Below are 13762 nucleotides of genomic sequence, written 5' to 3'. Positions count from 1 at the left end.
ACGCGCTGGCATGAAGCCAGCACGTCCGTCGTGACTTACAGCAGCGGCACCAGCAGCAGGGCCACGATGTTGATGATCTTGATCAGCGGATTGATGGCCGGGCCGGCGGTGTCCTTGTAGGGGTCGCCGACCGTATCGCCGGTCACCGCGGCCTTGTGCGCCTCGCTGCCCTTGCCGCCGAAATGGCCATCTTCGATGTACTTTTTGGCGTTGTCCCAGGCACCGCCACCAGTGGTCATCGAAATCGCCACGAACAGGCCGGTGACGATCGTGCCGATCAGCAGGCCGCCGAGCGCGCGCGGCCCGAGCAGCAGGCCGACCACCACCGGTACTGCGACCGGCAACAGCGAGGGGATGATCATTTCGCGGATCGCCGAGCGGGTCAGCAGGTCCACTGCGCGGTCGTACTGCGGCTTGCCGGTACCGCCCATGATCCCGGGGATCTCGCGGAACTGGCGGCGCACTTCTTCCACCACCGCCCCCGCCGCCCGGCCCACCGCCTCCATCGCCATCGCACCGAACAGATAGGGAATCAGGCCGCCGATCAGCAGGCCGATGATCACCTCATGGTTGGACAGGTCGAAGGCGAAGATCTCGCCGGGATTGGCCGCCTGCAGGTTGTGCGTGTAATCGGCGAACAGCACCAGTGCGGCCAGGGCCGCCGAGCCGATCGCATAGCCCTTGGTCACCGCCTTGGTGGTGTTGCCGACCGCATCCAGCGGATCGGTGATGTCGCGGATTTCCGGCGGCAGTTCGGCCATCTCGGCGATGCCACCGGCGTTGTCGGTGATCGGGCCGTAGGCGTCGAGGGCGACAATCATGCCGGCCATCGAGAGCATCGCCGTCGCGGCGATGGCGATGCCGTACAGGCCACCGAAGTAGTGCGCCAGCCAGATCGCCACGCACACCGCGATCACGGGCAGGGCGGTGGACTTCATCGAGACACCGAGGCCGGCGATGATGTTGGTGCCATGCCCGGTGGTGGAGGCCTGCGCCACGTGCTGCACCGGCGTGTACTGGGTGCCGGTGTAGTACTCGGTGATCCACACGATCAGCCCGGTCAGCACCAGCCCGATCAACGCGCAGAAATACAGATTCAGCGCACCGTGCGCATTGTCCGGCATCAGCTGCGTGGTGATCGGGTAGAACGCGATCGCCGCCAGCACACCGGACACGATCACGCCCTTGTACAGCGCGCCCATGATCGAACCACCGGGCTTCACCTTGACGAACAGCGCGCCGATGATCGAGGCGATGATCGAGACTCCACCGAGCACCAGCGGATACAGCACCGCATTCGCACCGGCCTCGGCGATCATCAGGTTGCCGAGCAGCATCGTGGCGATCACGGTGACTGCGTAGGTTTCGAACAGGTCCGCGGCCATGCCGGCGCAGTCGCCGACGTTGTCGCCCACGTTGTCGGCGATCACCGCCGGGTTGCGCGGGTCATCCTCGGGAATCCCGGCTTCGACCTTGCCGACCAGGTCCGCGCCGACATCCGCGCCCTTGGTGAAGATGCCACCGCCCAACCGCGCGAAGATCGAGATCAGCGACGAGCCAAACGCCAGCCCGACCAGCGCGTGCAAGGTCTGCGCGACATCCAGGCCGAGCTTCAACAGCAGCGCGTAGTACCCGGCGACGCCGAGCAGGCCCAGCCCGACGACCAGCATGCCGGTGATCGCGCCGCCGCGGAAGGCGACGTCCATGGCCGCGCTCAGGCCGTTGCGGGCGGCCTCGGCGGTGCGCACGTTGGCACGCACGGAGACGTTCATGCCAATGTAGCCGGCCGCGCCGGAGAGCACGGCACCGATCGCGAAGCCGATCGCGGTGTACCAGCTGAGGAAGATGCCGACCAGCACGAACAGCACGGCACCGGCGATGGCGATGGTCAGGTATTGGCGGTTGAGATAGGCGCGCGCGCCTTCCTGGATGGCGGCGGCGATTTCCTGCATGCGGGCATTGCCGGCCGGTTGCCGGAGGATCCAGCGTGCCGACACGATGCCGTAGAGAATCGCGAGGATGGCGCAGAACAGCGCCAGAGAAAGCCCGTAACGTTCCAGCATGTCCCCTCCCGGGTGATGGAATGACATCCAGTGAACGGATGAACTTCTCCACGCGGGGCACAACAGGCTGCAACCATGAACCAACCCGTTCAGACCGTGCCCGGTCATCAAGCGTGTGGCGGTGTTCAGCAATCCCTGGTGGCCCGAGTATGCGGGCAAATCCTCGATGCACGCCAGCAAGGATTGCAAGCAAACCGCGTGCACGTGCCGGCAGCGCCATCGTGGAAGGAAGGGCCGGTCGCCCGCCGGCAACCCTGCAGGTCCGGACGAGGGCCGCCTTTGCCACGCCGTTCAGCCGTCCACTGGCAGCCTCGGCCCATCCCCAGCCGTTGGAGTCCTGCCATGTCCCCCCGTCATCTGTTGTGGCTGGCCTTGTTGCCCGCCGTGTCCTCCTTCGCCGCCGAAACCCCCGAACTGCAGCGCGCCGCCGGTACGCCGCAGGCGGTAGGCGCGGCGCATACGCTGCGCCAGATTCCCGAAGCCTGTGCACGGCTGGAAGGCGTGTTCACCGGTGAGGCGGCGCAGCCGTACAAATTCGCCGTGGTCCGCACCAGTGAGCAGTGCCAGCCGCGTGCGCGCTTCGTCGAGTACGACAAGGCGCAGCCCAGCGAGGCCAAGGGCTGGAAACTCAATGATGTGATCCGCGTTCCGAATGCAGCCTGCCCGGCGCAGCAGGCGGTGGTGCGCGTGTGGCGCATGCCGGTCACCACCAAGCCCGAACTGGATGGCCAGGGCCAGTCGCGCATCTACCTGGAAGAGGCCAAGAAGCAGGCCGCCGCCGGCAAGATCGCGCAGGTGCCGATGTTCGCCGCGCAGATGAAGGTCGAGGGCAAGGCCTGCAACTAGTCGCCGACGGGTCGGTCGTACCGGCCGCCCATGGCGGCCGGATACCCGGTGAAGCCAGCCGCTGGCCGGCTCCCGGGAGGGGCTGGGATCTCGCTGCCGCCGGCCAGCGGCCGGCACTACCGGGGTCGGTCAGCCACTGCCCTGTTGGTTCACGCCTCGAACGCAGGCAGCTTCTTCTTCACCGCCACGTTCTTCAGCGTCACGTACTTCGGCAGCCCATCGGGCCCGTACGGCAGCGGCGCTTCACCTTTGATCAGCGGGGCCAGATACGCCCGCGCCTTGTCGGTGATCCCGAAGCCATCGCGGCGGATGAAGCCGGCCGGCATCTTCTTCTCGTGGTTGGCCACCTTGTGCAGCGGGGCCGCTTCGATTTTCCAGCGGTAGGGCGTGTCGCGGGTGCGCACGATCACCGGCATCACCGCGTTCTGGCCCTTCAGCGCGAACTGCACCGCGGCCTTGCCCACCGCCTGTGCCTGCTCCCAGTCGGTTCTGGAGGCCAGATGGCGCGCCGAGCGCTGCAGATAATCGGGCAGGGTCCAGTGAACCTTGTAGCCCAGCCCATCCTTGACCCGTGCCGCCAGCTGCGAGGCCACACCACCGAGCTGGGTGTGCCCGAACGAATCGGTGCCGCCGCCGGCATCGGCGACGAAGCGGCCATCGGCCGTCTGGATGCCTTCAGAAGCCACCACCACGCAGTAGCCCACGCGTTCGACCACCTGTTTCACCTTGGTCAGGAACGCGGCCTCGTCGTAGGCGCGCTCGGGCAGCAGGATGATGTGCGGGGCGTCATCGGCGCCCTGGCCGGCCAGGCCTGCAGCCGCCGCGAGCCAGCCGGCGTGGCGGCCCATCGCCTCGTAGACGAACACCTTGGTCGAGGTCTCGGCCATCGCGGCCACGTCCAGCGCCGCTTCGCGCACGGAGACGGCGGTGTACTTTGCGGCCGAGCCGAAGCCCGGGCAGGTATCGGTCACCGCCAGATCGTTGTCGATGGTCTTGGGGACGCCGATGCAGGTCAGGTCGTAGTCGAAGGCCTTGGCCAGCTGGGAGACCTTCCAGGCGGTATCGGCCGAATCGTTGCCGCCGTTGTAGAGGAACCAGCGCACATCGTGGGCGCGCAGTACCTCGAGCAGGCGCTCGTACTTGCCGCGGTCGGCCTCCAGCGATTTGAGCTTGTAGCGGCACGAGCCGAACGCCCCGCCGGGGGTATGGGCGAGCGCGGCGATCGCGGCGGCGGTCTCCTTCGAGGTGTCGATCAGGTCCTCGCGGAGTGCGCCCAGAATGCCGTTGCGTGCGGCCAAGACCTTGATTCCTTTGGCCCTTGCCGTGCTGATGACCGCCGAGGCAGTGGCATTGATGACGGCGGTGACGCCGCCTGACTGGGCGTAGAGCAGGGTACCGTTGGGCATGGTGCGACCTTGGTCTGGGGGAAGGACATTGCAGAGACATTACCGGTATGGGGTAAAGTGCGCGTATTGCGGTGCAGCGTGATTGTGGACAATCCCGGGGCGCGCGCCCTTCCATTTTCTTACCACGTTGGAGTCAGGTTGATGCGATTGGTTCTGTTGGGACCGCCCGGTTCGGGCAAGGGGACGCAGGCGACGCGCCTGAAGGAACATCTTTCGATTGCGCACATTTCCACCGGTGACCTGCTGCGTGCCGAAGTGGCCGCGGGGACCGAGCTGGGCAAGCAGGCCAAGGCCGTGATGGACGCCGGCAACCTGGTGTCCGATGACATCCTGCTGGGCATGCTCGAATCGCGCCTGGGCCAGGACGATGTGGCCAAGGGCTTCATCCTCGATGGTTACCCGCGCAACGTGGCCCAGGCCAATGCGCTGGACAGCCTGCTGGCCAAGATCGGCCAGCCGCTGGATGCGGTGGTGCAGCTGGACGTGCCGACCGAACTGCTGGTCGAGCGCATTGCTGGGCGCGCCGCCGAGCAGGGCCGCGCCGATGACAATCCCGAATCGGTGCGTCAGCGCCTGCAGGTCTACAACGACCAGACCGCGCCGGTCGTGGATTTCTACGCCGGCCGCGGCACGCTCGCGCGCGTCGATGGCGTGGGCGAATTGAACGACGTGGAAGCGCGCATCCGCGCCGCGATCCAGGCCTGATGCCGGTCGGTGCCGCTACGGCGGCACCGCGCCCGCCGTGCGTTTGCCGGGCCCGGAAACACACACGCCCGGCCCCCGAAGGGACCAGGCGTGTGGTTTGAAGGTGCCAGCGGGCGGGCTTGCTCAGAGCCCCGCAGCATGAGCCCCCCTGGGGATGGCCTCTTGGGGAGTAGGACCAATGGGGTACTGCGGCTGGCCCATGGAATTGTGTCCGTCTTCACAGTACGGCGCTATCGGGAATTCCCCGACACCCCGCTGGATTATTCTGATAGTCGACTAGGAGTTGTCTGACGGCGATCTCCATCGACGGTGGTGATCGGCGACAATCGTACGCATGAGCACGATCCACATTCTTGGCATTGCAGGCACTTTCATGGGCGGCGTGGCCGCGCTGGCACGCGAGAAGGGCCATGCGGTCCGCGGCAGCGACCAGGCGATCTACCCGCCGATGTCCACCCAGCTCGAACGCCTCGGCATCGCCCTGGATCCGGGCTACCGCGCCGACAGCGTGGCGCCGGACTGCGACGAGGTCGTGATCGGCAATGCGCTCTCGCGCGGCAATCCCGCCGTGGAAGCGGTGCTCGATGCGGGCCAGCGCTACATCTCCGGTGCCCAGTGGCTGTCCGAGCAGGTGTTGCCCGGCCGCGACACGCTGGCCGTGGCCGGGACGCATGGCAAAACCACCACTACCACCATCCTGACCTGGCTGCTGCACAGCGCCGGGCGTGAACCGGGCTTCCTGATCGGCGGCGTGGCCGAGGATTTCGGCGTGTCCGCACGGGTCGGCAGCGGCCGTGAGTTCGTGGTCGAGGCCGATGAGTACGACACCGCGTTCTTCGACAAGCGCAGCAAGTTCGTGCACTACCGGCCGCTGGTGGCGATCCTCAACAACCTCGAATACGACCACGCCGACATCTTCCCCGACGTGGCCGCGATCCAGCGCCAGTTCCATCATCTGATCCGCACGGTCCCCGCGCGTGGCCGCCTGATCGTCAACGGGGAAGATGCCTATCTTGCCGAGGTGCTGGCGATGGGCTGCTGGACCCCGGTGGAGCGTTTCGGTTTCGATCCTGCGCTGGAATGGCACGCCGAGCTGGTGGAGGCCGACGGCAGCGTGTTCGTGGTGCACCATCGCGGCGAGCGCATCGGTGAAGTGCGCTGGTCGCTGCTCGGTCGCCACAACGTGCTCAACGGGCTCGCTGCGCTGGCCGCCGCGCATGCGGTAGGTGTCGAACTGGCCACGGTGATGCCGGCGCTGGCCGCGTTCCGCAGCGTCAAGCGCCGGCTGGAAGTGATCGGCCAGGCACGCGATGTCACCGTCTACGATGACTTCGCGCATCACCCCACCGCGATCCGCACCACCCTTGAGGGCCTGCGTGCCAGGGTTGGTGACGCCCGCATCGTGGTGGCGATGGAACCGCGCAGCAATTCCATGCGGCTGGGCGCGCACGCGCAGGCGCTGGCCCCGTCGCTGGACGGTGCCGATGCCGTGGTGTTCCTGCACCGCCCGGAGCTGGCCTGGGATGCGGCCGGCGTGATCGCGGCCGTGCGTGGTGACGCCCACGCGGTGCCCGATACCGATGCGCTGCTGGCCCAGCTGGGTGCGATCGCCGCGCCGGGCGACCATGTGGTGTTCATGTCCAACGGGGGCTTCGACGGCGCCCCGCGTCGTTTCCTGGCGCAGCTGCAGCAACCCTGAGTACCGCTGGCCATGACCGACACCGCGTCACTGCCCCTGTTCCCGCTGCACACGGTGCTGCTGCCCGGCGCCGCGCTCGGCCTGCGGGTGTTCGAGCGCCGCTACCTGGACATGCTGCGCGAGTGCAGCCGCGCAGGTACGGCGTTCGGCGTCTGCCTGATCCTGGACGGCGAAGAGGTCGGCGCGCCGGCGCTGCCGGCCGCCTATGGTGTCGAAGCGCGGATCGAAGATTTCGACGTGGGCGCCGATGGCGTGCTGGTGCTGCGCCTGCGTGGCCAGCGCCGCTTCCATGTGGAGCACACCCGCGTACGCGACAACGGGCTGATCATCGCCGAGGTGACCTGGTGCGCCCCGGACAGCGACGACGAGCTGCAGCCCGAACACGCACTGATGGCCACCGTGCTGGAGCACATCATCGAACAGGCCGGCGCGGCCTTCGCCCCGGTCAATCCGGCCCAGATGGAGCAGGCCAGCTGGGTCGGCTGGCGCCTGGCCGAACTGCTGCCGCTGCAGGATGCCCAGCGCCTGCAACTGCTGCAGCGCGATGACCCGCACCAGCGCCTGCAGGCGCTGCTGGACTGGATGCCGTAACGCGGGGCGTTGCCCCGCTGCACGCACGGCCGGGAAGATCCCGGCCCGGGATCATTCGGCCGGTGGCATGCGCACGCGCAGCACCGGCATCTCGGTTTCCGGATGGGTATCGACCTGCTGTGGCAGGCCGTCCAGCGCTTGGCGCACCGCATTGAGCGAGGGGTCGATGCCGCGCATCGGCCGCCACATGCCGATCAGATTGAAGTGCCGCTGGTAGTGCAGCGTCTGCGCACTGCCGAGCCACAACGGTTCATCCACCGGCGCTGACAGGCGCGCCGGTGCCGGCCACAGACGCAGCGCGAAGATCTCATTGGGCGCGTTGCCGGCCCGCAGCATCAGCAGCGATTCGACCTGGGTATCCAGTGTGGCCGGCAGCACCGGCACGGTGTCCTTGTCGCCGGATTTGTCGAGCATCAGCAACGCCTGCTCCCATCCCGCCTGCGGCTGCACGCGCCAGCCCTGGCTTTCCAGGCGGCGCTGCAGCGGCGCCAATGGGCCCGCCACCTGCACGTCCAGCGGCCAGCGCTGATCGTCATCGAACTCATTGCGGCGCGAGGGCAGGTGCTGCCACTCGGTCGCCCACCAGGCCTGGGCCTCCAGCGGTGCCGGCGTCGGCTGCGCCGGTTCGAAGCGTGCCAGCTTGACCGGGATGTTGCGCGGGGCGTACCAGAGCGCGGCCACAGCGAAGGTGCCGTAGAACAACCAGGCCACCGGCTTGACCCAGAACGAGCGGTTGAAGCGGCGGCGGTAGGCGATGCCCAGCACCAGCAGCCAGAACAGGCCGAACAGCATGCCGCCGATCACATCGCTCAGCCAATGCGCGCCGAGGTAGATGCGCGCGAAGCCGATCAGGCTGACGATGATGCCCGAGAGCAGGTAAGGCCACACGCGGGTGCGCCCCGGCAATTCGCGCGCGATCAGCACCGCGAAGAAACCGAAGGTGATGGTGGCCATCGTCACCGAGACCGACGGGAAGCCGAAGCCGCTGCTCGCATCCGGCGGGCGGACCACGTCCACCGTCGCGCCGAGCAGTTTGCACAGCGCCAGGCCGAAGGCCAGCGCGGCCAGCCAGTGGCCGGCCGCCATCCAGCGCCGGCGCCAGACCAGATAGCCCATGCCGGCGGCGGTGGCCGGCAGCAGGACCTGCCAGGCGCCCAGCGAGGCCAGCGCGGCCATCGGGTAATCGGCCAGCGGATTGCGCAGGGCCAGCATGGCGTGGTGCACGGCCAGATCGACCATCAACGGTTCGCCATGCGCGACCACCGCCATCAGCAGGGCGAACCAGCCCCAGCCGAGCAGCAGCAGCATGACTGCCAGCATCGCCAGCGGCACCGACTCACGGCGCTGCGGGTCGAACACGGCAACCGAGTAACGGCCCAGGGTCGGGTGGCGCTGCGACCACGCCAGCAGGCTGGCCAGCCAGCTGTCCATGCGTGAGGCCGACCAGCGGTAGCCGTACAGCACGATGGCCCAGACCAGGCCCATGATCACGCCGAGCAGGCCCAGCACCATCACCAGCCGGCCGGCGACCGCGGCGACGGCGTCATAGGCCTCGCCGAGTACCCAGCCGGGGGCCAGGAACAGGACTGCCCAGGAGAGGCTGGCGATGCCGCTGGCCTGGATGTAGCGCGACAGCGGCATCTTCATCATGCCGGCGATGGCCGGCACGAACGGGCGGATCGCGCCGACGTAGCGCGCCACCAGGATGCTCTTGAAGGCATTGCGGCGGAACATCGTTTCGCCACGGTCGAGCAGCTGCGGGTATTTGCTGAAGGGCCAGAAACCGCGCAGGCGATCGCCCCAGCGCCGGCCGACCCAGTAGCTGATGCCGTCACCGGCAAACGCGCCCAGGGCGGCGCAGGCCACCGCGTACGGCCCGGAGATCTGGCCCAGGCCGATGAATACACCGACGGCGAACAACAGCGGCAACGCGGGCACGATCGCGCCCAGCACGATGACCGCATCGCAGAAGGCAATGAGGAAAATGACCGCACCGGCAAGCACGGGGTGAGCTGAGATCCACGCAAGCGTGGCATCGATCCATGACGAGTCCATCGGAGGATTATAGAGGGGGCAAAGTGACTGACTGCCGGCCAGACAGCGGGAATGTTCGGCATCTGCAGTGAATGAACGCGATCACCCGCCTAGAATGGCGGCATGACACGCCCTGCCGATGCCGCCCCGACCGCCCTCAAAGCCGACAGTTTCGGCCGCATCCTGCTGATGGAGCAGGATGGCCAGCGCTTCGTGCGCCGTGACCTGGAGGCAACGCCCTGGTGGCTGCGTCTGCCCGCCTGGTGGCTCGCCCGGCGCGAGGCGCGCGCGCTGGCGCATCTGGATGGCATGCCCGCCACGCCCCGCTTGCTGGGCTGGAACGGCCGCTGGCTGGACCGCAGCTTCATGGCCGGTGACGCCATGTACCAGCGCCCGCCGCAGGGCGACCTGGCGTACTTCCGTGCGGCACGACGCCTGTTGCAGCAGGTCCACCGGCACGGCATCGCGCACAACGACCTGGCTAAGGAAGCCAACTGGCTGGTGCGTGAGGACGGCTCGCCGGCGCTGATCGATTTCCAGTTGGCCGTGATCGGCAACCCGCGCTCGCGCTGGATGCGCCTGCTGGCGCGCGAGGATCTGCGTCATCTGCTCAAGCACAAGCGGATGTACTGCCGGCAGTCGCTGACCCCGGTGGAAAAGCGACTGCTCAAGCGCACCTCGTGGGTGCGTGATCTCTGGTTCCGCACCGGCAAGCCGGTCTACCGTTTTGTCACCCGGAAGATCCTGCACTGGGAAGACAACGAGGGGCAGGGGCCGAAGCCCTGAGCGCGCCGGTGCTCAGCGCAGATCGAGGATCTGCTTGCCGCTGAAACGGCGTTGCGCATCGAAATCGTAGGCGACCCGCAGCACGCCATCGTCGGCGCAGGCATGGCAGGTGCGCATCGGCGTGCTGTAGATCAGGCGCACGCCACCGTTGGGCAACGCTTCACTGCCGCTGGCCTCGGCCGGGGCAAAGGGCGAGGCATCCGGGTGCGCATCCAGGAAGGGCTTGACGGTGGCATCGGCGCGCGACATTTCCGGCAGCACGTCCGCATCCACATCCACCGTGTGCCCGGCACTGTCGACCAGCAGCGTGCCTTCGTTGGTATTGGCACGGAACGGGTACTCGATGGTGGCGATGCCCACGCCGTCCTGTTCGCGCCAGGCGCTCACATAGCCGGGGTTGCCCTGCGCGCCCAGCTGATGGGCCGCCGCGATGGCCTGCGGGCTGGCCTTCGCCGCCTGCATCGCCTTGGACAGGCAATCATCGGCGACCGGCGCCTGGCCGCGGCAGGCATCCACCTCACCGTCCCAGATCGCCGCTTCGCTGAAGGGGGAGGTGCCGCCAGCGGTGCCCGGAACGGTGGCCGCGCCCTGCGTGGCGGAGGCGGCAGGATCGCCAGCGGGTTGGCAGGCGCCGAGCGCCAGCGCCAGGGCCAACGCGGTCAGGGGAAGGCGGATCGACGTCATGTCGCTCATTCCATGCAGAACGTGAACGCCCAGTATCGACGCGGCGCATGAATCCGGCGTGTGCGCCGGGGCGGCATAATGCAGATTCACTGCACTCGCACCCAAGGAATTCCGCGCATGGCCAGTCTGCAAGGCAAAACCCTGTTCATCACCGGCGCCTCGCGCGGCATCGGCCTGGCCATTGCATTGCGTGCGGCACGTGACGGCGCCAACATCGCGATCGCGGCCAAATCCTCGGTGCCCAATCCGAAGCTGCCCGGCACGATCCACAGCGCTGCCGACGCGGTGACCGCCGCAGGCGGGCAGGGGCTGGCGCTGAAGTGCGACATCCGCGAAGAAGACCAGGTGCGTGCGGCCGTCGCCGCCACGGTGGATACCTTCGGTGGCATCGACATCCTGATCAACAATGCCAGCGCGATCTGGCTGCGCGGCACGCTGGACACGCCGATGAAGCGCTTCGACCTGATGCAGCAGGTCAACGCACGCGGCAGCTTCCTGTGTGCCCAGGCCTGCCTGCCGCACCTGCTGGAGGCGCCCAATCCACACATTCTCACTCTAGCCCCGCCGCCGAGTCTGGACCCGAAGTGGTGGGCACCGCATACCGGCTACACCCTGGCGAAGATGGGCATGAGCTTCGTCACGCTGGGCCTGGCCGCCGAGTTCGGTCCGCAGGGCGTGGCCGTCAATGCGTTGTGGCCGCGGACCGTGATCGCCACCGATGCGATCAACATGATTCCGGGTGTGGACATCGGTGGCTGCCGCACGCCGGCGATCCTTGCCGATGCCGCACACGCGGTGCTGACGCGTGAGGCGGCTGGTTTCAGTGGGCAGTTCCTGCTCGATGACGAGGTGCTGGCGCAGGCCGGCATCACCGATCTGAGTGGCTACGCTGTCGATCCGTCGCGCCCGCTGATGCCGGACCTGTTCCTGGATTGACGCGCGCGGAGTGCACGCCGCATGTCTGCGATGACAGCGGCTGCACACACCGGGCTGGTATGGTGCGGGCCCCAATTTGTATGGACACTCGCATGTCATTTCGCACACGGACCGCGCCGCTTGCCGCTGCCATCGCATTGATCAGCCTGCTCGGCGCCTGCAGCAAGGGGCCGGGCAGCACTGCCGACACCCAGGGCGTGGAGAAGGTGAACGCCTACATCGCCTGCTTCAATGCCGTTGAGCAGCCGATCCACGAAGGCTTCCAGCAGTACATCGGCTGGATGCAGGACCCGGAGGCGGGTCCGACCGGCAACGAGAAGCAGGTGCGTGGGCCAGGTACGGTGCTCTCGCATCGCGTGGACGCCTGCAACGCGCCGATGGTGGCCGCGCTGGCGATGACGCCGGCAGAGCCCGAGCTGGATCCGGCGGCGAGTGCCTACCAGAAGACGTTCGTCGACCTGTATGCTTTGATAGAGCAGGCCGACCGTTACTACAGCCGTGAGGACTACCTGCGCGATGATCATGCCGGGATGCGCACCCAGCATGCGCCGTTGATGAAGGCCTATATGGCCTTCTTCGACGCAGGGACCGCGCTGGATGCCGCGCTGGAAAAGCGCGAAGACGAACGCCGTGCCGAACAGCTCAAGCAGATCGAAGCCTCCGAAGGGCGCTCGCTGGCGTATTACCAGATCAAGATCCTCGGCGATGGCAAGCAGCTGACCCAACTGCTCAACACCGAGACCCCGGATCTGGCGGTGGCGCGCAGCCGGCTCGCCGCGTTCCAGGCCCTGCTGCAGCAGGCGCAGGATGACAAGGTCGGCAAGGGCGATGCGATGTGGGGGCACGTGGAGCGTGCCGCCGATGCGCTGGCCCGCGATGCCGGCCGGCGCATCGAGCGCGTGGAATCCGGCAAGCCGTATACCCGCAGCGAGCAGATGCTGATGGAGGGTGGTGGGCGGATCAACAACCCGCAGGGCTCGGCCGAAGCCTTGCTGGTCAGCTACAACGACCTGGTCGACATGAGCAACCGCATGGCACGCTCCAGCGGCGCGCGCTGAGCGGGCGCGGGGCGGGCTGCCAGGCGGCCCGCCCCAGGGTGATCAGAGGTTGAAGACCGGTGGCAGTTTGTCGCCGCAATGGCGGCAGTGCACCGCATCCGGTTCGTGGCCTTCCAGACCACAGTGCGGGCAGCCGCGCGCATCCCGGCGCGCGGCGTGCTCGGCATCGCGCATGGTGTTGGCCAGTTCGGCGGTGTAGATGCCGGTCGGCACGGCGATGATGCTGTAACCGATCAGGATCAGCACCGAGGTGACGAAGCGGCCGAGTACGGTCTGCGGCACGATGTCGCCGAAGCCCACCGTGGCCATGGTCACCACCGCCCAGTACATGCTGCTGGGGATGCTGGTGAAGCCGTGGTTGGGGCCTTCGATCACGTACATCATGGTGCCGGCGATGATGGTGATGGTGATCACCGTGAACAGGAACAGCAGCACCTTGCGGCGGCTGCGCCACAGCGATTCCATCAGCACGCCGCTTTCTTCGATGTAGCGGGTCAGCTTGAGGATCCGGAACACCCGCAGGATGCGCAGCGCGCGTACCACCAGCAGGCTCTGGGCGCCGGGGATGAACAACGACAGGTAGGTCGGCAGGATCGAGGCCAGGTCGATGATGCCCCAGATACTGAATGCGTAGCGCAGCGGGCGTTTGACCACCACCAGCCGCAGCAGGTACTCGGCGGTGAACACGATCGTGAAGCCCCATTCCAGCACGTACAGCCAGTCGGCATAGGCCGCGTGGAAGCGCTGCACGCTGTCGAACATGACCACCACAACGCTGGCGATGATCGCGTAGACCAGCAGCAGGTCGAAATTGCGCGAGGGCCGGGTGTCGTGGCGGTAGATGATGTCGAACCACTGGCGGCGCCAGCCGGACTCGGTGGCGGGGTTGAGCTGGGGGGCGGTGAACGGTCGCATGGGGCGCATTGTGCCCCACCGGCCCAAAGCGCGAGAATG

Annotated in this window: 12 protein-coding genes; 7 read left to right on the top strand and 5 right to left on the bottom strand. The window is 67.5% G+C overall.

Annotated features, from left to right (window positions below; translation table 11 throughout):
* Window positions 1–35: 35 nt before the first annotated feature.
* Window positions 36–2063 carry a sodium-translocating pyrophosphatase gene (locus tag ACTT2I_RS14345; protein WP_421099041.1) on the bottom strand — a complete coding sequence of 676 codons (2028 nt, stop codon included), beginning with the start codon at window positions 2061–2063 and terminating at the stop codon, window positions 36–38.
* 342 nt (window positions 2064–2405) lie between these two features.
* On the opposite strand from ACTT2I_RS14345, the gene ACTT2I_RS14340 reads away from it, so the two are divergent.
* A complete protein-coding gene (locus ACTT2I_RS14340; RefSeq protein WP_286916691.1) occupies window positions 2406–2909 on the top strand; it encodes a hypothetical protein in 504 nt (167 codons plus the stop codon).
* A gap of 149 nt (window positions 2910–3058) precedes the next feature.
* Here the strand turns inward: ACTT2I_RS14340 and ACTT2I_RS14335 are convergent, their stop codons facing one another.
* A complete protein-coding gene (locus ACTT2I_RS14335) occupies window positions 3059–4315 on the bottom strand; it encodes a 6-phosphofructokinase (RefSeq protein ID WP_421099042.1) in 1257 nt (418 codons plus the stop codon).
* A 141-nt stretch (window positions 4316–4456) separates the two neighbouring features.
* Between ACTT2I_RS14335 and ACTT2I_RS14330 the strand changes: the two genes are divergently transcribed.
* From ACTT2I_RS14330 to ACTT2I_RS14320, 3 genes are all read left to right on the top strand, one after another.
* Window positions 4457–5020, top strand: coding sequence for an adenylate kinase (locus ACTT2I_RS14330; protein WP_019183836.1), 564 nt, complete (start codon window positions 4457–4459; stop codon window positions 5018–5020).
* 334 nt (window positions 5021–5354) lie between these two features.
* Window positions 5355–6719: a UDP-N-acetylmuramate:L-alanyl-gamma-D-glutamyl-meso-diaminopimelate ligase gene (mpl, locus tag ACTT2I_RS14325; RefSeq protein WP_421099043.1), complete on the top strand. Its 1365-nt coding sequence runs from the start codon at window positions 5355–5357 to the stop codon at window positions 6717–6719.
* Window positions 6720–6731: 12 nt separating this feature from the next.
* A complete protein-coding gene (locus ACTT2I_RS14320) occupies window positions 6732–7310 on the top strand; it encodes an LON peptidase substrate-binding domain-containing protein (protein ID WP_088432649.1) in 579 nt (192 codons plus the stop codon).
* Between the two features lie 51 nt (window positions 7311–7361).
* On the opposite strand, the gene ACTT2I_RS14315 is transcribed toward ACTT2I_RS14320, so the two are convergent.
* Window positions 7362–9365, bottom strand: coding sequence for a bifunctional DedA family/phosphatase PAP2 family protein (locus ACTT2I_RS14315; protein ID WP_421099044.1), 2004 nt, complete (start codon window positions 9363–9365; stop codon window positions 7362–7364).
* Window positions 9366–9467: 102 nt separating this feature from the next.
* Between ACTT2I_RS14315 and ACTT2I_RS14310 the strand changes: the two genes are divergently transcribed.
* Complete coding sequence (locus ACTT2I_RS14310) at window positions 9468–10130, top strand: serine/threonine-protein kinase (RefSeq protein WP_088432651.1); 663 nt, start codon at window positions 9468–9470, stop codon at window positions 10128–10130.
* Window positions 10131–10142: 12 nt separating this feature from the next.
* Here the strand turns inward: ACTT2I_RS14310 and ACTT2I_RS14305 are convergent, their stop codons facing one another.
* A complete protein-coding gene (locus tag ACTT2I_RS14305; protein WP_421099045.1) occupies window positions 10143–10814 on the bottom strand; it encodes a hypothetical protein in 672 nt (223 codons plus the stop codon).
* Between the two features lie 117 nt (window positions 10815–10931).
* Between ACTT2I_RS14305 and ACTT2I_RS14300 the strand changes: the two genes are divergently transcribed.
* Entirely contained in the window at window positions 10932–11750 is an 819-nt protein-coding gene (locus ACTT2I_RS14300) for an SDR family oxidoreductase (RefSeq protein ID WP_421099046.1), read from the top strand.
* 92 nt (window positions 11751–11842) lie between these two features.
* A complete protein-coding gene (locus tag ACTT2I_RS14295) occupies window positions 11843–12808 on the top strand; it encodes a YiiG family protein (RefSeq protein WP_088432654.1) in 966 nt (321 codons plus the stop codon).
* A gap of 42 nt (window positions 12809–12850) precedes the next feature.
* On the opposite strand, the gene ACTT2I_RS14290 is transcribed toward ACTT2I_RS14295, so the two are convergent.
* Window positions 12851–13723, bottom strand: coding sequence for an ion transporter (locus tag ACTT2I_RS14290; protein ID WP_088432655.1), 873 nt, complete (start codon window positions 13721–13723; stop codon window positions 12851–12853).
* Between the last annotated feature and the right edge of the window lie 39 nt (window positions 13724–13762).

The sequence above is a fragment of the Stenotrophomonas sp. PUT21 genome (assembly GCF_052232875.1).
GTDB classification, from domain to species: Bacteria; Pseudomonadota; Gammaproteobacteria; order Xanthomonadales; family Xanthomonadaceae; genus Stenotrophomonas; species Stenotrophomonas maltophilia_N.
The sequence above is the reverse complement of the archived record's forward strand: the minus strand, read 5'-3'. Positions and strand labels throughout refer to the sequence as shown.

What these genes read in the sequence shown, in the direction of transcription:
- ACTT2I_RS14345 (WP_421099041.1), bottom strand. Translation starts at nt 2,063, where the DNA reads ATGCTGGAACGTTACGGGCTTTCTCTGGCGCTGTTCTGCGCCATCCTC.
- ACTT2I_RS14340 (WP_286916691.1), top strand. Translation starts at nt 2,406, where the DNA reads ATGTCCCCCCGTCATCTGTTGTGGCTGGCCTTGTTGCCCGCCGTGTCC.
- ACTT2I_RS14335 (WP_421099042.1), bottom strand. Translation starts at nt 4,315, where the DNA reads ATGCCCAACGGTACCCTGCTCTACGCCCAGTCAGGCGGCGTCACCGCC.
- ACTT2I_RS14330 (WP_019183836.1), top strand. Translation starts at nt 4,457, where the DNA reads ATGCGATTGGTTCTGTTGGGACCGCCCGGTTCGGGCAAGGGGACGCAG.
- mpl (WP_421099043.1), top strand. Translation starts at nt 5,355, where the DNA reads ATGAGCACGATCCACATTCTTGGCATTGCAGGCACTTTCATGGGCGGC.
- ACTT2I_RS14320 (WP_088432649.1), top strand. Translation starts at nt 6,732, where the DNA reads ATGACCGACACCGCGTCACTGCCCCTGTTCCCGCTGCACACGGTGCTG.
- ACTT2I_RS14315 (WP_421099044.1), bottom strand. Translation starts at nt 9,365, where the DNA reads ATGGACTCGTCATGGATCGATGCCACGCTTGCGTGGATCTCAGCTCAC.
- ACTT2I_RS14310 (WP_088432651.1), top strand. Translation starts at nt 9,468, where the DNA reads ATGACACGCCCTGCCGATGCCGCCCCGACCGCCCTCAAAGCCGACAGT.
- ACTT2I_RS14305 (WP_421099045.1), bottom strand. Translation starts at nt 10,814, where the DNA reads ATGACGTCGATCCGCCTTCCCCTGACCGCGTTGGCCCTGGCGCTGGCG.
- ACTT2I_RS14300 (WP_421099046.1), top strand. Translation starts at nt 10,932, where the DNA reads ATGGCCAGTCTGCAAGGCAAAACCCTGTTCATCACCGGCGCCTCGCGC.
- ACTT2I_RS14295 (WP_088432654.1), top strand. Translation starts at nt 11,843, where the DNA reads ATGTCATTTCGCACACGGACCGCGCCGCTTGCCGCTGCCATCGCATTG.
- ACTT2I_RS14290 (WP_088432655.1), bottom strand. Translation starts at nt 13,723, where the DNA reads ATGCGACCGTTCACCGCCCCCCAGCTCAACCCCGCCACCGAGTCCGGC.